This is a genomic window from Pseudomonas sp. MF06569 (assembly GCF_059862735.1).
This window is the reverse complement of record NZ_JCBCUZ010000002.1, coordinates 261557-278332: the sequence shown is the minus strand read 5'-3', so window position 1 is coordinate 278332 and position 16776 is coordinate 261557. Positions and strand designations below refer to the sequence as shown.

The 16776-nt window shown below is 56.4% G+C and carries 19 protein-coding genes and 1 tRNA gene; 6 read left to right on the top strand and 14 right to left on the bottom strand.

All coding sequences use genetic code 11. From position 1 onward, the window contains the following. Positions 1 to 2: 2 nt before the first annotated feature. From ycaC to AC19YQ_RS03660, 5 genes are all read right to left on the bottom strand, one after another. Positions 3 to 629, bottom strand: a complete 627-nt coding sequence (gene ycaC / locus AC19YQ_RS03680; RefSeq protein WP_133077800.1) for an isochorismate family cysteine hydrolase YcaC — start codon at positions 627 to 629, stop codon at positions 3 to 5. A gap of 32 nt (positions 630 to 661) precedes the next feature. Further along, positions 662 to 2500 (bottom strand): amidohydrolase, encoded by a 1839-nt coding sequence (locus AC19YQ_RS03675; protein ID WP_339474270.1) that lies wholly within the window; start codon positions 2498 to 2500, stop codon positions 662 to 664. Further along, complete coding sequence (locus tag AC19YQ_RS03670; protein WP_500594604.1) at positions 2497 to 3108, bottom strand: antibiotic biosynthesis monooxygenase; 612 nt, start codon at positions 3106 to 3108, stop codon at positions 2497 to 2499. Before AC19YQ_RS03670 ends, AC19YQ_RS03675 begins: the two co-directional genes overlap by 4 nt. 115 nt (positions 3109 to 3223) lie before the next feature. Then, positions 3224 to 4048 carry an alpha/beta fold hydrolase gene (locus AC19YQ_RS03665; RefSeq protein ID WP_339474272.1) on the bottom strand — a complete coding sequence of 275 codons (825 nt, stop codon included), beginning with the start codon at positions 4046 to 4048 and terminating at the stop codon, positions 3224 to 3226. Positions 4049 to 4170: 122 nt separating this feature from the next. Next, a complete protein-coding gene (locus AC19YQ_RS03660; protein ID WP_339474273.1) occupies positions 4171 to 5121 on the bottom strand; it encodes a GlxA family transcriptional regulator in 951 nt (316 codons plus the stop codon). Positions 5122 to 5370: 249 nt separating this feature from the next. Between AC19YQ_RS03660 and AC19YQ_RS03655 the strand changes: the two genes are divergently transcribed. Then, entirely contained in the window at positions 5371 to 6093 is a 723-nt protein-coding gene (locus AC19YQ_RS03655) for a pirin family protein (RefSeq protein ID WP_500594603.1), read from the top strand. 231 nt (positions 6094 to 6324) lie between these two features. On the opposite strand, the gene AC19YQ_RS03650 is transcribed toward AC19YQ_RS03655, so the two are convergent. After that, positions 6325 to 7302 carry an AraC family transcriptional regulator gene (locus tag AC19YQ_RS03650; protein WP_500594602.1) on the bottom strand — a complete coding sequence of 326 codons (978 nt, stop codon included), beginning with the start codon at positions 7300 to 7302 and terminating at the stop codon, positions 6325 to 6327. Positions 7303 to 7770: 468 nt separating this feature from the next. Here AC19YQ_RS03650 and AC19YQ_RS03645 point away from each other — a divergent pair, with 468 nt between their 5' ends. From AC19YQ_RS03645 to AC19YQ_RS03635, 3 genes are all read left to right on the top strand, one after another. Continuing rightward, positions 7771 to 8586: a MinD/ParA family ATP-binding protein gene (locus AC19YQ_RS03645; protein ID WP_500594601.1), complete on the top strand. Its 816-nt coding sequence runs from the start codon at positions 7771 to 7773 to the stop codon at positions 8584 to 8586. Between the two features lie 41 nt (positions 8587 to 8627). Continuing rightward, complete coding sequence (locus AC19YQ_RS03640) at positions 8628 to 9005, top strand: hypothetical protein (protein ID WP_500594600.1); 378 nt, start codon at positions 8628 to 8630, stop codon at positions 9003 to 9005. A 388-nt stretch (positions 9006 to 9393) separates the two neighbouring features. Then, the gene (locus AC19YQ_RS03635) at positions 9394 to 9831 is read left to right on the top strand and encodes a hypothetical protein (protein WP_500594599.1); all 438 of its coding nucleotides are present in this window, start codon (positions 9394 to 9396) and stop codon (positions 9829 to 9831) included. On the opposite strand, the gene AC19YQ_RS03630 is transcribed toward AC19YQ_RS03635, so the two are convergent. From AC19YQ_RS03630 to dapA, 6 genes are all read right to left on the bottom strand, one after another. After that, entirely contained in the window at positions 9803 to 9925 is a 123-nt protein-coding gene (locus tag AC19YQ_RS03630; protein ID WP_500594598.1) for a hypothetical protein, read from the bottom strand. The two genes, AC19YQ_RS03635 and AC19YQ_RS03630, sit on opposite strands and share 29 nt — an antisense overlap. 155 nt (positions 9926 to 10080) lie before the next feature. Then, positions 10081 to 10170: transfer RNA gene (locus tag AC19YQ_RS03625), tRNA-Ser, on the bottom strand. Positions 10171 to 10261: 91 nt separating this feature from the next. After that, entirely contained in the window at positions 10262 to 10975 is a 714-nt protein-coding gene (gene purC, locus AC19YQ_RS03620; RefSeq protein WP_019410660.1) for a phosphoribosylaminoimidazolesuccinocarboxamide synthase, read from the bottom strand. A gap of 28 nt (positions 10976 to 11003) precedes the next feature. Continuing rightward, a complete protein-coding gene (locus AC19YQ_RS03615) occupies positions 11004 to 11762 on the bottom strand; it encodes an MBL fold metallo-hydrolase (RefSeq protein WP_133077811.1) in 759 nt (252 codons plus the stop codon). A 4-nt stretch (positions 11763 to 11766) separates the two neighbouring features. Then, entirely contained in the window at positions 11767 to 12882 is a 1116-nt protein-coding gene (gene bamC, locus AC19YQ_RS03610; RefSeq protein ID WP_133077812.1) for an NlpB/DapX family lipoprotein, read from the bottom strand. A gap of 17 nt (positions 12883 to 12899) precedes the next feature. Continuing rightward, entirely contained in the window at positions 12900 to 13778 is an 879-nt protein-coding gene (gene dapA, locus AC19YQ_RS03605; RefSeq protein WP_500594597.1) for a 4-hydroxy-tetrahydrodipicolinate synthase, read from the bottom strand. Positions 13779 to 14104: 326 nt separating this feature from the next. Here dapA and AC19YQ_RS03600 point away from each other — a divergent pair, with 326 nt between their 5' ends. Continuing rightward, positions 14105 to 14665 carry a glycine cleavage system transcriptional repressor gene (locus tag AC19YQ_RS03600; protein WP_133077814.1) on the top strand — a complete coding sequence of 187 codons (561 nt, stop codon included), beginning with the start codon at positions 14105 to 14107 and terminating at the stop codon, positions 14663 to 14665. Positions 14666 to 14678: 13 nt separating this feature from the next. Continuing rightward, positions 14679 to 15152 carry a peroxiredoxin gene (locus AC19YQ_RS03595; protein WP_133077815.1) on the top strand — a complete coding sequence of 158 codons (474 nt, stop codon included), beginning with the start codon at positions 14679 to 14681 and terminating at the stop codon, positions 15150 to 15152. Positions 15153 to 15261: 109 nt separating this feature from the next. Here the strand turns inward: AC19YQ_RS03595 and queF are convergent, their stop codons facing one another. After that, complete coding sequence (queF, locus tag AC19YQ_RS03590; RefSeq protein ID WP_500594596.1) at positions 15262 to 16092, bottom strand: NADPH-dependent 7-cyano-7-deazaguanine reductase QueF; 831 nt, start codon at positions 16090 to 16092, stop codon at positions 15262 to 15264. An 81-nt stretch (positions 16093 to 16173) separates the two neighbouring features. Beyond that, a complete protein-coding gene (gene copI / locus AC19YQ_RS03585) occupies positions 16174 to 16710 on the bottom strand; it encodes a copper-resistant cuproprotein CopI (RefSeq protein WP_133077817.1) in 537 nt (178 codons plus the stop codon). Positions 16711 to 16776 lie beyond the last annotated feature (66 nt).

The window sequence follows — 16776 nt, the reverse complement described above, 5'->3', positions numbered from 1 at the left end:
CCTTACTTGGCGGTCAATACCGAATAGCTGTTCATCAGGTTGCGGTAGTTGGGAATGCGCGGCGACAGCAGGTTCGCCAGGCCTTCCATGTCATTGCGCCAATCCCCTTGCAGCTCGCACGCCACCGAGAACCAGTTCATCAACTGTGCACCCGCTGCCGTCATTCGCGCCCAGGCGGCCTGTTGCACGGTTTCGTTGAAGGTGCCCGACGCATCCGTCACCACAAACACGTCATAACCTTCAGCCAGCGCCGACAGGGTCGGGAAAGTCACGCATACATCCGTCACCACACCCGCAATGATCAGTTGCTTGCGACCGGTCGCCTTGACCGCCTTGACGAAGTCTTCGTTGTCCCAGGCATTGATCTGGCCAGGACGCGGGATGTACGGGGCGTCCGGAAACTGTTCCTTAAGCTCCGGCACCATCGGGCCGTTGGGGCCGTTTTCAAAACTGGTGGTCAGAATGGTCGGCAGTTTGAAAAACTTGGCCACATCGCCCAACGCCAGCACGTTGTTCTTGAATTCGTTTGGCGAGAAATCCTGGACCAGCGAAATCAGACCGGTCTGGTGGTCAACCAGCAACACCACAGCATCATCTTTGTTCAGGCGCTTGTACGGAACAGTGCTCATGTGAAACTCCTCGATAGATAGGTGTTACGGGATCAAAAGGCGAAACAGGAGCAGCCAAAGGCGCCCCAGAATCCGGCAAAGTCGCTGACCGGTGCATTCGACAAACGTGCTTTTTCATGACCGTGGGCATGCACCGCGCATGGCCCGCTGCATTGGTGGACCTGCGCCTGCAGCGGCGCACCCGGGCGCCAGTGGCCGGGGACTTTCACCACCGGCGACCAGTCGGGCAACACCGGTACGCGGGCCGGGCCAAGTTTTTCGAAGTCGCCGGCGGCATACACCACCTTGCCGCCCACCACGGTCAGCACGGACTCGATCCACTTGATGGCTTCTTCGTCGACGCTGAAAAAGTCCGCGCTCAGGGCCGCCACGTCTGCCAACTGGCCGACCTTGATCTGGCCCTTTTTGCCCTGCTCGGATGAAAACCAGGCGCTGCCGTGGGTGAACAGCTCCAGCGCAGTGAGCCGGGGCAGGCCTTCGGCGTGCAGCTCAAGCCCCCCGACCGTGCGACCGCTGACCATCCAGTAGAGCGAAGTCCACGGGTTGTAGCTGGACACGCGGGTGGCATCGGTGCCCGCCCCCACCGGCACGCCTTCGGCCAGCATGCGCTTGATGGGTGGCGTGGCTTCGGCCGCTTTGGCGCCGTACCGCTCGACGAAATACTCGCCCTGGAACGCCATGCGATCCTGAATCGCAATGCCGCCGCCCAGGGCCCTTACCCGCTCAATGTTTTGGGGGGTGATGGTTTCGGCATGGTCGAAAAACCACGGCAAGCCATTGAACGGAATATCGCGATTGACCTTCTCGAACACGTCGAGCATGCGACTGATGGATTCGTTGTAGGTGGCATGCAGGCGAAACGGCCAGCGCTGCTCCACCAGGTGGCGCACCACGGGCTCCAGTTCGTCTTCCATGGTTTGCGGCAAGTCCGGGCGCGGTTCAAGGAAGTCCTCGAAGTCCGCTGCCGAGAACACCAGCATTTCTCCGGCGCCGTTGTGCCGCAAAAAGTCATCGCCCTGATGCAGGGTGACGCTGCTGGTCCAGTTCTTGAAGTCGGTCAGTTCTTCCTTGGGCTTTTGCGTAAACAGGTTGTAGGCAATGCGGATGGTCAATTGCTGGTCTTTGGCCAGTTGCTCGATGACCTGGTAATCATCTGGATAGTTCTGGAAACCACCACCCGCATCAATCGCGCTGGTGAGGCCCAGGCGATTGAGTTCGCTCATGAATTGGCGGGTGGAGTTGACCTGATACTCCAGCGGCAGCTTTGGCCCCTTGGCCAGGGTCGAATAGAGGATCATCGCGTTGGGCCGCGCCACCAGCATGCCGGTCGGATTGCCGTTGGCATCGCGCACAATCTCGCCACCCGGCGGGTTCGGGGTATCGCGGGTATAGCCAGCCACTCGCAGCGCGGCCCGATTGAGCAACGCCCGGTCGTACAAGTGCAGGATAAAGACCGGAGTATCCGGGGCCGCCTGGTTCAGTTCCTCCAGGGTGGGCAGGCGCTTTTCGGCGAACTGGAATTCGTTCCAGCCGCCGACCACGCGCACCCATTGCGGAGTCGGTGTGCGATCGGCCTGATCCTTGAGCATGCGCAACGCATCGGCCAGGGATGGCACGCCTTCCCAGCGCAGTTCGAGGTTGTAATTCAGGCCGCCACGGATCAGGTGCAGGTGCGAGTCATTAAGGCCCGGGATGACACAGCGCCCCTTGAGGTCGATGACTTGCGTGCCCGTACCGCGCAGAGCCATTGCCTGAGCATCGGTGCCGACGGCCACAAAGCGGCCATCGCGGATGGCCACGGCACTGGCATGGGGGTTTTCGCGATCGACGGTATTAAATTGGCCATTGAATAAGATCAGATCGGCGTTCATCGCGGTTCCTCGGGTTCAGTGGCAGCAGTCAGCCAGGGCGCGAACACACGCGTCGCCAATGGCATAAACAGATAAACCACCGAAACAACGATGGTCAGCGTGATCACAAAGGTGGCGACCACGTACTGGGAGAAAAAAGGGCTCATGCCCAGCAAGGGCTTCCAGATCAGCGGCACCAGCAAGGTATGGGGGAAAATCACCATCAGCGTCAGCACGGCCTGCTTCCAGCGGGGTGGTGGCGTTCGGGACTCGGTGTGGGGTGCGAACCAGAATTCGTTGAGCGGATTGACCTCGGTCTGGTCGCCATCCGCCAGCATGGGAGTGGCTTCGTTGACCAGTTCGCGACGTTGCGGCGAGTCCAGCCAGCGCTGCATGGCGTCAGTGGAGCAAAAGCGCAGCACGCAGGTATAGGTGTCCAGACCGGCACTCTTGCCGGGCACGACATCCACCCCCAGATGCCCGTCCCACTGCCCGGCGATGCGCACGATCTTGCGCAGCCACGCGTTGTAGGGCACTTCAAAACCGGCCTTGACCCGATGCTTGACCACCAGGGTCACAACCTCATCGAAAGCCCGGGTCGGCGGATTGATCTCAGTGGATTCAGACATGACGCAAGGCTCCAACCCTATCCAGTCGAATATTCCCTGCAGACACTTCAACCGCGGGAACGAGAGGCTCGCTCCCACGGTGGATCGCTACAGAGTTGAAGTGAAGCAACGCGTATCAGCCCTTGAGAAACGCCAGCAGATCGGCATTGAGCTGATCCTTGTGGGTATCCGTCAGCCCGTGGGGGGCACCGGGGTAGATCTTCAGCGTAGAACCTTTGACCAATCCTGCCGACGCAATGCCCGCAGCTTCGATCGGCACCACCTGGTCGGCGTCGCCGTGGACCACCAGGGTCGGTATGTCGAACTTTTTCAGGTCTTCGGTAAAGTCGGTTTCAGAGAACGCCTTGATGCAGTCGTAGGCGTTTTTGTGGCCGCTGGTCATGCCCTGCATCCAGAACCAGTCGATCATGCCCTGGGAGGGTTTGGCCCCCGGTTTGTTGAAACCAAAGAACGGGCCGCTCGCGAGGTCGATATACAGCTGCGAACGGTCCGCCAGTGACGCCTGGCGAATCCCGTCAAACACCTCAAGCGGCAAGCCGCCAGGGTTGGCCTCGGTCTTGAGCATCAAGGGCGGCACCGATGAAATCAGCCCCGCCTTGGCCACCCGGCCCGTACCATGACGACCGATATAACGCGCCACTTCACCGCCGCCGGTGGAAAAACCGAACAGCACGGCATCCTGCAGGTCCAGCAGCTCGATCAACTGCGCCAGGTCATCGGCGTAGGTGTCCATATCGTTGCCTGCCCACGGCTGGCTGGAGCGCCCGTGGCCGCGGCGATCATGGGCGATCACCCGATAACCCTTGGACGCCAGGAACAGCATCTGCGATTCCCAGCTGTCGGCGTTCAGCGGCCAGCCGTGGCTGAACACCACGGGCTGCCCCGTGCCCCAGTCCTTGTAGTAGATTTCGGTGCCATCGCGGGTGGTGAACGTAGTCATGGGGCGGTCATCCTTGTGCAAGTGCAAAGAGTTCTCATCTATCTTGGCAGGCATCGATGACAGCACAACTGCTCTGGTAGGAGCGTTACGGCCATATCGGTGCCCACCACGGACAGTAGAGGCTAGCTGAACTGCTCGCGGTACTGAGCCGGGGTCAGGCCAAGCTTTTCATTGAACAGAAAACGCATGTGCCTGACGCTGCCGAAGCCACTTTTGAAAGCGACTGTTTTCAGGGGCAACTCACTGGTCTCCAGCAGGTTTCTGGCCCGGTCTATACGCGCCCCCTGAAGAAAATCCATGGGCGTCATGTTGACCTCACGGGCAAAAACCCGGGCAAAGTGCCTGGCACTCATACTGGCCAGGCTGGCCATGGATTCAATGCTGAAAGCCTGATCGAGGTGTTCGAGCATATGGTTCTGAACCCGGGTGATGGGGGTTTCCTGGGGGCCAACCGAGGCCATCAGCGGGCTGAACTGCGCCTGGCCGCCCTGACGTTTCATGACCACCAGCAGGACTTTGGCCACGTCCAGGGCGATTTTTTTGCCGTGGTCATTGGCGACGACCGACAGCGCAAGATCGATACCGGCCGTGACGCCGCCAGAGGTAATGAGATTGCGGTCCTGCACGAAAATCTGGTCGACCTCTACCCGGGCCGAGGGGAAGGCCTTGATCAGCCGCTCGGTGTAGTGCCAATGGGTCGTGACGCGATAGCCATCCAGCAAACCGGCAAAGCCCAGCACGAATGCCCCGGTGCAGATGGACCCGTATTGCCCGGCCCGGGTCACGGCGCCCTTGAGCCACTCCAGCAATGCCTGCGGTTTATCGTTGTAGGCCCCCGGACCACCGGGTACCAGCAGCAAGTCATAGTGCCCGCTGGCCTGGTCAATATGCCGATCCGCCTGCAGCTTTACGCCATTCGAGGCGCGCAGCAGGCCGGGCTCGGTCGCCAGAGTGGTCAATTCATACTGCTGATCCGGCTGTAGATAGCGGTTGGCAATCGAGAACACCTCCATGGGCCCCGCCATGTCGAGCAGCAGAAAGTCTGGAAACAACACCATCGCCACGGTTTTCATAAGATAGATTTCACTGTAGGCAGCTGCATGCGCGAGTCCGCTGTGGATTAACAATAGTGCGCCGCATCCGGGCCACTGCAAACGCGCAGTTCATGAGCGGGCGTCGGAAAAATCATACGTGATAAATCCGCTAAAATTGTCAACTACAAAGAGACACTGTTTCAGTTTCCATCTACTTAATTTACTGATCAGTAACCATTAACCTTCTCCTCACTCGGACGAATCAACGTCCACACAGGAGATGTCATCATGCTGACCCTTCGCAAAGCATCCGATCGCGGCGCCGCCAACCATGGCTGGTTGAAATCCTTCCACACCTTCTCATTTGCCAACTATCGCAACCTGGATGAACAAGGCTTCTCCGACCTGTTGGTGATCAACGACGACCGCGTGGCAGCGGGCAAAGGGTTCGGCCAGCACCCCCATCGCGACATGGAAATTTTCTCCTATGTGCTCGACGGTGCGCTGGAACACAAGGACACCCTGGGCACAGGTTCGGTGATCCGTCCGGGTGACGTGCAATTGATGAGCGCCGGCAGCGGCGTGGCGCACAGCGAGTACAACCACTCGCACAACGAGCCTGTGCACTTTTTGCAAATCTGGATCGTGCCTGACGTCGGTGGCGCCAAACCCCGCTACCAACAAGAGCACTTCACCACGCAAAAGAAACGCGGACGCCTGCAACTGATCATCTCGCCCGATGGCGCCGATGGTTCGCTCCACGTACGCCAGGATGCCCGGGTGTATTCAGCCCTGATAGACGGCCAGGAAAGCGCCACGCTGGAACTTGCCGCCGACCGCTACGCCTACGTGCACGTGGCACGTGGTAGCGTCGAACTCAACGGCATGACACTGCAGGAAGGCGACGGCGTGCGCGTGCGCAAGGAGCAACGGCTGACCTTGGGTAATGGCAGTGACGCCGAGGTGCTGGTGTTCGATCTGCGGGCGCAGGAATTGCCGCAGATGCCTTGACGGGCTGAAGCTGGGTTATGCGTACGATCAATGGCGTCGCTAACAAGTCGTCTGGGGTGCTGCCGGTGATAAAACACGCTGGCGGTACCATCATTCGAGCATTGCTTGCGAAGGAGAGTGCTATCAAACATTTTAATTGCGGCAGGCACACGACGTATTAAAAACCCGGCCTACCAAAACTCGTCTCTTTATAGCCGCACGACAAGACCGTCAGCACTGCAACTTTATTTCTTACTCTGCCAATTCACGATATTTCTGGGGCGTCATACCAAACCAACGCAACGACACCTTGTGGAAGCTGCTCTTATCACAAAAACCCAGAGTCGCGCATATATACTTCAAGTTATACGCCGAATCCTTCAACAAATGACGCGCCAGCTCTTTTCGAGAGGCCTCAAAAATAGCCGTAAATGTAGTGTCTTCACGCTGCAAATAGTTTTGCAGTGTTCTGGCACTCACCTTCATGGCTCTCGATACCGTTTGAACGGTAGGAATACAGCCAACCAACAACCCATCAGATACGATTTTTTTAATCCTGGATGACATGAGCCCGCTTATTGAATTTTGCAAATAAACATTCAGCACATCCGTGTGCACGACATTCAATGTCGGCGAGGCAGATATCAAAGGATAATCATACACCTCCCTCCTGAAAAGCAGACTATTCGACGCTGAAGAAAAGGTAATATTTTTCCCAAATATTGCTTTTAATGCATTTAATTCTACCGGCTCAGCATATGTAAACTCCGCAGCGACTGGTTGAACAGCCTGATGGGGGACTAGCCACTGCATCAAGCCTAAGAACACTGACGCTCCTGAATCAATGAACACTCTTGGTGGTTTATCACCCACTTCAAAACCTAGAACCTTTAGATATTTTCCGCGAAACTCGACTTTCAAAAAAGAGCCATTACTAATTAAGGGATGGTACGTGACCAACCGCTCCAGCGCATGCCCCAATGTTGAACATGACATCACCGCGTACCCGAGAACACCCAGCATGGCGGGGTGTGCATTGCCAAATGCTTTCAAACCAAGGTCTGGGTCCCCCACCTTGGCCGTCAAATCATTCAACCATTCATACACCCGTGCAATATCTATATATTCACCAGACTCCAGCACTTCCACATCAAAGCTGTCTTTATTCGAAAAGTGATAACCAAGTGCATGACCAAGCAACCGCACATACGCCGTACTAATATTAAACATCTACGACACATCCCTGATATAAAATACTGCAAGCTCAGAGTAGAGCAGCTTATATGAACGATTAAATCTTTAATGACGGGGTGCTTGGACGTCAATAGTGCATGCGCCCATGGACACCATTCTATCGCACCAGAACACTTATCATTCAATCAGAATCGTGCCACTATACCGTTGAAAAAAACTGGATCCAATACTTTAATTAAGTAGTTCAATCAACGATGACACTCAATCAAAAGCGCAATCAAGGCAAAGGATGGGTATGGGCCTTCAAAAAGATAAGGTCCTATCAATTTTCAATCACCACCGCTTTTTTTCGAGCGACGCTCTACCTCTTGACAGGCGATACCGGCATATTTGGACGCAAGGACAGCTACACAAAGTTTCGAATAAAACGGTGAATGTTCAATCCAGGTAATGATTTGCACCGAGACACAAACCACTTAGAACTTATCAAGCGGCGCACTTATAATGAGCCAACACCCTCAAGTCATAGTGATTGCGAGTGGCAAAGGTGGGACGGGCAAAAGTACCTTATCGATCAACCTCTCAATGGCACTGGCAGACCTTGGTAAACGCGTTGCGATTCTCGACGCCAACCTGGAACTTCCCAGCATTGCCACGCTTTTGAACATCTCACCTGACTATACCATTACAGATTTAATCGAAGGGACCAGTTCCCTTCGAGAGGTCATCTATAACGGACCTAAAGGCATCAACTTGATGCTCGGCAGCCACCTGTCGAAATCGATGAGAAACTTATCGACTGCCCATCACTTTGGCATCATTAACGCGCTCAGCACTATTGCCAAAGAACTCGACATCCTTGTCATTGACACCGCGCCCGGTATTAACAAGGGCACGCTCAACTTCATCCGCGCCTCACAAGAAATCTTGCTTGTCACCTGCAGCGAACCAACGGCCATCGCCAGCACACAGGCTCTTATACATATACTGCACAGCACTTACGACTTACACAACTTCAGAATACTGATCAACAAAGCCCATGACACACATGAAGGTCAAAAAGCATTCAACACCCTTCAACAATTAAACAAGAACAATGATGTGCTTTTGAGTTACGCCGGGTACGTTCATGAACACAAGTCATCCCGAATGGCGGCCAGTAAAGGCAAGGCTTTGTATGACATGTTCCCCAAATCAGACTTTGCTCACGATATTAAAAAAATAGCCAAATCAATTGAAAAATGGCCCCTGCGCGAAACACCCACAGGCCACATAGAATTCTTTTTGGAATCCCTCATCCAAAAATCCCATACCGTATAAACACACCGTAAAAAAACCGACTTTTCAGGGTGAAAATTCACATGGCATGGACGTTCAAAGACCGCTTCACCTCTGACAAATTTATGACGGTTAACGATGAATTCCCCCGACTTTTAAAACTACTGGAAGAAACCTTCCAAGACTTTCGCCACCACAACTGTATGGGCAGGCCAGCACAAAAAAAATTAATATCCAGCCGAGGCAGTGCATTTGCCAAGGTTATCTATATCCACACACAGATCAGTTACTGCCTGGGCACCCATGACTGCCTGGAGGACGCTGACTATGAGCACTACTGCACGACCGTCAAGAAACACTTCATTGACGTTCATCCCCTGTTTGCCATGAGAGCATACGCTGAGTGCATCTCACTCATCAGCAGCGATAATGAATCAATTAAACAGACACCACTAAATTAAGAACTCAACCGCCTCACTGATCACATATGAAAAGCATCTGACTCCATTCCGGAATGGTCTGTCGTGCGCTGCAAGGTACATAAACTTTAAATGCTCATCTTACGGCGCAGTCGGCATGGCGCCCGGTTTTCTCGCCGCGTGAGATGGCCGACTCAACCGCGTCGAGGTGGTTTGGGGTATGGAACGTGTGGGTTCTCTTGAGTTGAGGTGACGCCAAGGGGGATATGGGTCAGAGTAGTGGCTGGCTTCGCTTTTGAATGTCCTGCCGCGTAGTTGCTCGCCAGTGCATCTGTGAACGCTTTAGCCAACATTTCGCTGGAGCCGCTATGGCTCAACAGCAGCTTTGATTCTCTGCACGCTGAGTGCTTTTTTGTCGGAGTTCTGTGACATGTCTGGTTCCAATATCGATAAATTCAATGAGCTGACCGGCAAGGTGCTGGGTGAGCTGTATCTGAACTTCCCTGTGCCCCTCAACCTGACCGCAGAGCATTTTGTTGAATCGCCAATGGAGTGGAGTGAAGAGCGTCAAATGGATCTGCCCAGCAAAGAGGCTGAGTTTTTTATCGCGACAACGGGATGGCTGATCAACGCGGGGTACATCAGTGGGGGGCTGTTTTCCAACACCCATGTCTCGGATGCCGTACTCACTGTGAAAGGCCTCGAAGCTCTCAACGCAACCCCGCGCAGCCTGACTCATGCTCACTCCCTGCGCGAGCAACTGGCCGAGATTGCCAGAGAAGGCAGCAAAGAAAGCGTTAAGGGCTTGCTTGCCGAGGAACTCATCACGGGCGCAAAAATCATCGCCCCTGCCGTTGGGCTCCTTTGACTTCAGCGCCGCTTGAGATAAACGCGGCTTGAGCTGCGTCGTTGAGGAAGCCGAGAGCCATCATCACGTTGTAGACCTTGGCTTCATAGCTCATTAATAGCGCCTTCCATTGGCACATGCAGCGCTAGCCCAAAGTTGGCAGGTAGTTATTTGAGCTTTTTTGCCCTTAAAAGGCCCCGACTTTATACCCGCCCACGAAAAAGCCCCTGAAATGTTTAACCATTTCAGGGGCTTCGTCTTGTTCAATAATGGCGGAGAGATAGGGATTCGAACCCTAGGTACTGTCGCCAGTACAACGGATTTCGAATCCGTCCCATTCGGCCACTCTGGCATCTCTCCAACGGCGCGCATCATAACGCGGTTTCTGATTATGGCAAAGCCTTTTTTCAAAAAAACCGCGTGCTATCAGTTGCTTGCGCGCCTTTACTGCTTAAAGCGGGACGCCGAGGCGGTTTGCAACTTCTTCGTAGGCTTCAATGACGTCGCCCAGACCCTGACGGAAGCGGTCCTTGTCCATTTTCTTGCCAGTGGCCTTGTCCCACAGACGGCAACCGTCCGGGCTGAATTCGTCACCCAGGACGATGGAGCCGTCATGGAATACGCCGAATTCAAGCTTGAAGTCCACCAGCAGCAAGCCAGCGTCGTCGAACAATTTGTTCAGTACATCGTTGACCTTGAGCGACAGTTCTTTCATGCGAACCAGTTGCTCGGCAGTGCCCCAACCGAATGCCACGACGTGGGATTCGTTGATGAACGGGTCGCCCTTGGCGTCGTCCTTGAGGAACAGTTCAAAGGTGTACGGGTTGAGCTTCATGCCCTCTTCGACACCCAGGCGCTTGACCAGGCTGCCTGCCGCGTAGTTACGCACAACGCACTCGACAGGGATCATGTCGAGCTTTTTGACCAGGCACTCGTTGTCACCCAGCAGTTTGTCGAATTGGGTCGGCACGCCGGCTTCTTCGAGTTTCTGCATGATGAAGGCGTTGAACTTGTTGTTCACCATACCTTTGCGATCAAGCTGTTCAATACGCTTGCCGTCGAACGCCGAGGTGTCGTTGCGAAACAGCAGGATCAAGCGGTTTTCGTCGTCGGTCTTGTAAACCGATTTCGCTTTACCGCGATAGAGTTCTTCACGTTTTTCCATGATGGGCTCCGCATGCTAAGTAGGTGGGCTAGGCGATTGTGCGCCAGTCGAGCCCTGAATCTTGATCGGCCAGTTGCAGCCAGTCCGGGTCGCACCCTAGGGTGTCGACAAAACATTGCCGGGCCAGTTGCGGCAGGTTGTTCTTGCTGCTGAGGTGTGCCAGTACAAGGTGTTGCAGATCTTGCCAGCCCAACTCGGCCACCAGGCTTGCAGCCTGATGGTTGTTCAAATGTCCTTCCTGGCCCCCTACCCGCTGCTTGAGAAAAGCAGGGTAGTGACCACGGGCAAGCAGGTCGCGGCAATGGTTTGCCTCGATCATCAGTGCATCCAGGTTGCGGTAGCTGTCCAGTACCCCCGCGCAATACGAGCCCAGGTCGGTCAGCAAGCCAAACCGCCGCTTGCCGTCACTGAACACGTACTGGGTGGGTTCCTGAGCATCATGGGCCACAAGGGTCACACTGATAGTCAACGCCCCGACTTGCAATGTCTGGCCACCGGCAACGTATCCGGCCGGCTCCAGAGGCTTGCGCATCCCGCGCTGAGTGCCACGACTCATGTACACCGGCAAATTGTAGCGCCGAGACAGCAAACCCACGCCATGCACGTGGTCGGCATGTTCGTGGGTTACCAGAATCGCGCTCAGCTGGTGGGCGCTGACGCCCAACCTGGCCAGGCGACGCTCGGTTTCTCGCAAGGAGAAACCGCAATCGACCAGTACATAAGTGTTGTCGCTGGTTATCAGCGTGCCATTCCCTTGGCTACCACTGCCGAGAACGGCAAAGCGCATGCAATCAACCCAGGTTGTCTTGGATAACGCCCAACACTTTGCGCGCCACTTCTGGCGAGGCAACGGTGTTGATGTTTTCTTCGACAGTCACTTGTACGCTGTCACCGACCTTGCTCAGGCGAACCTGATAGCGCTGGGCACGGGCTTCAACTTCTTCCTTGTCCGGCTTGCTGCCGAAGAGACCGGAGAAGAAACCAGGCTTCTCGTCCTTCTTCTCGGCTTTTTCGGCAAGGTTGATGTAGTACAGGCCCAGGGTGCGGTTGATATCTTCAACGCGCCATTCGCCCTGCTCAAGCGCGCGACCCACACTGGACCAGGCGCGATCGAGGTCTTCGGTCAGCGTCAGCACCGGGTTGCCGCTGCCGTCTTCGCTCAGGCTGACGCGCGCCGGGGTGTCGAAATCACGTGCTGCAAGCAACGACACCGAACCGCCCTTCTCGGCGTTACGGTTCATGCTGATGAGCATCTCATCAACCAGGGCTGCATCCAGACCGGTGTTGACCGAACGGGTGGCGAAATCGACGTCGGCAGTGCTGCCGGCCGGGCGGTTGGCACTGACGACATAGATTTCACTGGTGTTGCGCTGCACACCCGGCTCGATGCGAACCCGCAGGCGGGTCTCGCTGTCGGCGGCCAGGCCGCTGCTGCCCACATGGCGGGCCATCGGAGCCGAAAGCTCGTCAGCACGCTGCCAGGTGGTTGTGAATTCGCCGGTTTGCGGGCGCTGCTCGTCAATGCTGAAACCGTTGTCCTGGAAGAACTGCATTGCCACCGGCCAGACTTCGGACGGAGAGCGCTGCGCCATCACCCAACGGCTGTCGCCGCTTTTTTGAAGGCTGAAGTCACTGGCACTGGCGGTTACAGCCAATGGCTGTGGACGCGGCACCTCAAACTCGCCCTTGACGTTGTCGTCAGGCACGTTGCCAGGGATCGGCAACAGCGGGACCAGGCGTTTGTCAGTCTGGACACCGGGTGGCAACTGCATGGGAGGGGTTTGACGCGCCTCCAGATAATCGCTGCCACGGTCACGGAAATACCCGTCTTGACCCCACAGCCAACCGCAGCCGCTGGTGCTGGAAATAATCACGGCTAGTGCGGAAAGTCCGGCCAATCGCTTCATGCGTAGTGCTTCCTCAATTAAACCAAGACACCGGACTGGCGCATTGCCTGACGCAGTGGTTCGTGGCAAGGCTCGCTGAGCCAGGTGAGAGGCAGACGGATACCGTCCGACATCAAGCCCATTTCATGCAGCGCCCATTTCACGGGGATAGGGTTGGATTCGATAAACAGGGTTTTATTGAGCGGCATCAGCTTTTCGTGGAGCGCGCGAGCAGTGACGGCATCGCCACGCATCGCAGCGGCGCACAGGTCGCTCATGTCTCGTGGCGCAACGTTGGCGGTCACCGAGATATTGCCCTTGCCGCCGAGCAGGATCAGCTCGACTGCGGTCGCGTCGTCACCGGAGTACACCAGGAAGTCGCTGCTGACGCCTGCCAGGATGGCCGGTACGCGGGTCAGGTCGCCGGTGGCTTCCTTGATGCCGATGATGTTCGGCACCGTCGACAGGCGCACAACGGTTGCCGGCAGCATGTCGCAGGCGGTACGGCCCGGAACGTTGTAAAGGATCTGCGGGATATCGACCGCTTCGGCGATGGCCTTGAAATGCTGGTACAAGCCTTCCTGGGTCGGTTTGTTGTAATACGGAGTCACCAGCAGACATGCGTCGGCGCCAGCGGCCTTCGCATTGGCGGTCAGTTCGATCGCTTCACGCGTCGAGTTGGCGCCCGTACCGGCAATCACCGGGATACGTCCTGCAACCTGTTTGACAACGTGACGAATCACTTCGATGTGTTCGTTCACATCCAGAGTTGCCGATTCACCTGTGGTGCCAACGGCAACAATGGCGTTGGTGCCCTCTTGCAGGTGAAAGTCCACCAGTTTGCTCAGAGCGTCCCAATCAAGACGACCTTGTGCATCCATGGGTGTGACCAGTGCCACCATACTGCCCGCAATCATGCAACCGCTCCTGCCGGAAAAAGAGAGCCGTAATGGTACTGGCGCCATGACCCTTGCACAAGCAACAGCGCGCCCGATGAGCATTCCCCTTAGCGTTGCTTTTCGCTACCCTTCAGCCTTTGATTGGTACTGATGTGTGCGCAAGTCTGTTTCACAGGCCTTCAGCAAGCGCCCAAAGCCCCGCCCAAACGCCGCCGAGCGCGGTTTGCAGAGCCTGCAAACCGCCTGTAACGCTGTATTGGCGGGCTTCGGCGCTCAAGTGTCGGCTGATATTCAGCTCGCTCCCCATCGACCGTACTGACCGCTCATCGTTTTAGGAAGGCTGCATGTCCACCCCCACAGTCCGCGAACAATTCCTTGTCATCAGTGCCCTTGGCGCCAACCCAATGGAGCTGACTAACGTCCTGTGTCGCGCCAGCCATGATAATCGCTGCGCCGTCGTAACCTCGCGCCTGACTCGCCACGGCGAATGCAGTGCGCTGATCCTGGAAATAACAGGCAGCTGGGACGCCCTGGCGCGCCTCGAAGCCGGCCTGCCCGCGCTGGCCAAAAAACATGCGTTCAGCGTCAATGTTGTGCGCAGTGCCGCCCTTGAAACCCGCCCGCAAGCACTACCCTACGTAGCCTATGTGAGCTCGGCCTACCGCTCGGACATCATCAACGAGCTGTGCCAGTTCTTCATGGACCACAACGTAGAGCTGGAAAACCTGACATGCGACACCTATCAGGCTCCACAAACCGGCGGCACCATGCTCAATGCCACGTTCACCGTGACCTTGCCGGCCGGCATACAAATCAGCTGGCTGCGTGATCAGTTTCTGGACTTCGCCGATGCGCTGAACCTGGATGCACTGATCGAACCGTGGCGCCCACAGAACCCGATGTAAGGAAACCGACTCAATGGCCGTTGCAATTGACCAACCCGTAGACGACTTCCAGATCCCGGCAACCAGCGAGCAGACCGTCACTTTGGCGGGGCTCAAAGGCAAGCAGGTGGTGATTTACTTCTATCCCAAGGACAGCACGCCGGGCTGCACCACCGAGGGCCAGGGTTTTCGTGACCATTACGCCGAGTTTCAGGCGGCCAACACCGAAGTGTTCGGTGTGTCCCGCGACAGCCTCAAGTCCCACGAGAACTTCAAGGCCAAGCAAGGTTTTCCGTTTGAGTTGCTGAGCGACAAGGACGAAGCCCTGTGTCAGCTGTTTGATGTGATCAAGCTGAAAAAACTGTACGGCAAAGAGTACATGGGCGTTGATCGCAGCACATTCCTGATCGACAAGGACGGCGTGCTACGCCACGAGTGGCGCGGCGTGAAAGTGCCGGGGCATGTCGAGGCAGTACTTGAGCAGGCCAAGGCGCTGAATAACGGCTAAGCAAAACTCTGTGGGAGCGGGCTTGCTCGCGATTCAGGCGACGCGGATTGCCAGGCAAACCGCATAGACCTGTCGCGAGCAAGCCCGCTCCCACATGAGTCACAGCGTATTACTGACGCACCAACCGCACATTCTGGAACTCGACCGCTTCGGTGCTGCGGTACGGGTTGATATCCAGCCCGCCACGGCGCACATAGCGCGCATACACGGTCAACTTCTCGGGCTTGAGTAAACGCTGCAAGTCGAGAAAGATCCGCTCCACACATTGCTCGTGGAAGTCCGAGTGCTGGCGAAAGCTCACCAGATACGCCAGCAAACTGGCGTGATCCAGCGCCGCGCCACGGTATTGCACCACGACAGTGCCCCAGTCAGGCTGACTGGTAACCGGGCAGTTGGATTTGAGCAAGTGGCTGTAAACGCTTTCTTCCACGACCTGTGAGCCATCGCACCGGAGCAACTCAGGACGGGGCTGTTCGTAATCGCTGACCGAGATATCCAGGTCATCAATGCAGATACCCGGCAAAACGCCTACGCCATCGGCCTGGACATCATTCAAGCTACGTACGCGCACGCTGACAGGCTTGCCGGATGCTGCGGACAAATCTGCCTGCAATGTGGCTTCAAGGCTTGGCGTATCCGCAAAAACGCTCTGGTTCAGGGAGTTCAAGTACAGCTTGAACGACTTGGACTCGACGATATTCGGCGAATCGGCGGCAAAGCAGAACTCGCCAATGGCGACGACCGGCTTGCCCGATGGCAACAGCCACGACAGCTCGAAGCAGGTCCAGAAATCCACCCCGACATAAGGCAGCGTTTCGGCGCTCAGCCCCAGCTCTGCCCATTTCGCCGCACGCGGGATCGGGAACAGCAAGGACGGGGTGTAGGTGCTGATGTATTCACTGGACTTGCCCAGCGGGGAATGTTCGGCGGCGGGATGCATGACAAAAACCTGGCTAGAAAAACCCGGTAATTCTATCGGGTTTGAGCCAGGCTTTCAGCGTTCACTGACGATCAGGGTGTTTTAAGGCGCTACGTTGACCTTGCCGACCATGCCAGCCTGGTAGTGACCGGGCACGTTGCAGGCGAATTCCAGGTTATCGCCCCGGGTGAAGGTCCAGGTCAGCTCGGCGGTTTTACCCGGCTCGACCAGCACGCTGTTGGGGTCATCATGCTTCATGCCGGGCATGGCCTTCGAACCGTGCCCCATGGATGAGTGATCCATGCCCCCATGTCCCATGCCCGTCGGCGTGAGCATGCCGCTCTGCTGCATTTCGAGCATTTCTTTCTGGTGCGCCGCGTGCATCGCCGCATTGCCCAGGTTGAATTCATGGAGCAACTGCCCTTTGTTGACCAGCACAAAACGTACGGTCTCACCGGCTTTCACGTCCAACGACTTGGGTGTGAAGGCCATATCGGTCATGTCGATCTCCACCGTGCGCGTCGCACTGGCGGCGGGCGCAGGCTGGCCAAAATCAGAGTGCCCCGCAGGCGACGCCATGACAGGCAAGCTCAGGGCCAGCAAACAGCCCGCGAGCGACAAACGGATACGTACAGTCATACTTACTCCCAGAAACCAAAGGTGAGGCTTTGCGTCACTTTAAAATCCCGGTACTGGCATTCAACT

Coding starts and splice junctions, on each gene's coding strand:
- ycaC (WP_133077800.1), bottom strand. CDS start 629: ATGAGCACTGTTCCGTACAAGCGCCTGAACAAAGATGATGCTGTGGTG.
- AC19YQ_RS03675 (WP_339474270.1), bottom strand. CDS start 2,500: ATGAACGCCGATCTGATCTTATTCAATGGCCAATTTAATACCGTCGAT.
- AC19YQ_RS03670 (WP_500594604.1), bottom strand. CDS start 3,108: ATGTCTGAATCCACTGAGATCAATCCGCCGACCCGGGCTTTCGATGAG.
- AC19YQ_RS03665 (WP_339474272.1), bottom strand. CDS start 4,048: ATGACTACGTTCACCACCCGCGATGGCACCGAAATCTACTACAAGGAC.
- AC19YQ_RS03660 (WP_339474273.1), bottom strand. CDS start 5,121: ATGAAAACCGTGGCGATGGTGTTGTTTCCAGACTTTCTGCTGCTCGAC.
- AC19YQ_RS03655 (WP_500594603.1), top strand. CDS start 5,371: ATGCTGACCCTTCGCAAAGCATCCGATCGCGGCGCCGCCAACCATGGC.
- AC19YQ_RS03650 (WP_500594602.1), bottom strand. CDS start 7,302: ATGTTTAATATTAGTACGGCGTATGTGCGGTTGCTTGGTCATGCACTT.
- AC19YQ_RS03645 (WP_500594601.1), top strand. CDS start 7,771: ATGAGCCAACACCCTCAAGTCATAGTGATTGCGAGTGGCAAAGGTGGG.
- AC19YQ_RS03640 (WP_500594600.1), top strand. CDS start 8,628: ATGGCATGGACGTTCAAAGACCGCTTCACCTCTGACAAATTTATGACG.
- AC19YQ_RS03635 (WP_500594599.1), top strand. CDS start 9,394: ATGTCTGGTTCCAATATCGATAAATTCAATGAGCTGACCGGCAAGGTG.
- AC19YQ_RS03630 (WP_500594598.1), bottom strand. CDS start 9,925: ATGAGCTATGAAGCCAAGGTCTACAACGTGATGATGGCTCTCGGCTTC.
- purC (WP_019410660.1), bottom strand. CDS start 10,975: ATGGAAAAACGTGAAGAACTCTATCGCGGTAAAGCGAAATCGGTTTAC.
- AC19YQ_RS03615 (WP_133077811.1), bottom strand. CDS start 11,762: ATGCGCTTTGCCGTTCTCGGCAGTGGTAGCCAAGGGAATGGCACGCTG.
- bamC (WP_133077812.1), bottom strand. CDS start 12,882: ATGAAGCGATTGGCCGGACTTTCCGCACTAGCCGTGATTATTTCCAGC.
- dapA (WP_500594597.1), bottom strand. CDS start 13,778: ATGATTGCGGGCAGTATGGTGGCACTGGTCACACCCATGGATGCACAA.
- AC19YQ_RS03600 (WP_133077814.1), top strand. CDS start 14,105: ATGTCCACCCCCACAGTCCGCGAACAATTCCTTGTCATCAGTGCCCTT.
- AC19YQ_RS03595 (WP_133077815.1), top strand. CDS start 14,679: ATGGCCGTTGCAATTGACCAACCCGTAGACGACTTCCAGATCCCGGCA.
- queF (WP_500594596.1), bottom strand. CDS start 16,092: ATGCATCCCGCCGCCGAACATTCCCCGCTGGGCAAGTCCAGTGAATAC.
- copI (WP_133077817.1), bottom strand. CDS start 16,710: ATGACTGTACGTATCCGTTTGTCGCTCGCGGGCTGTTTGCTGGCCCTG.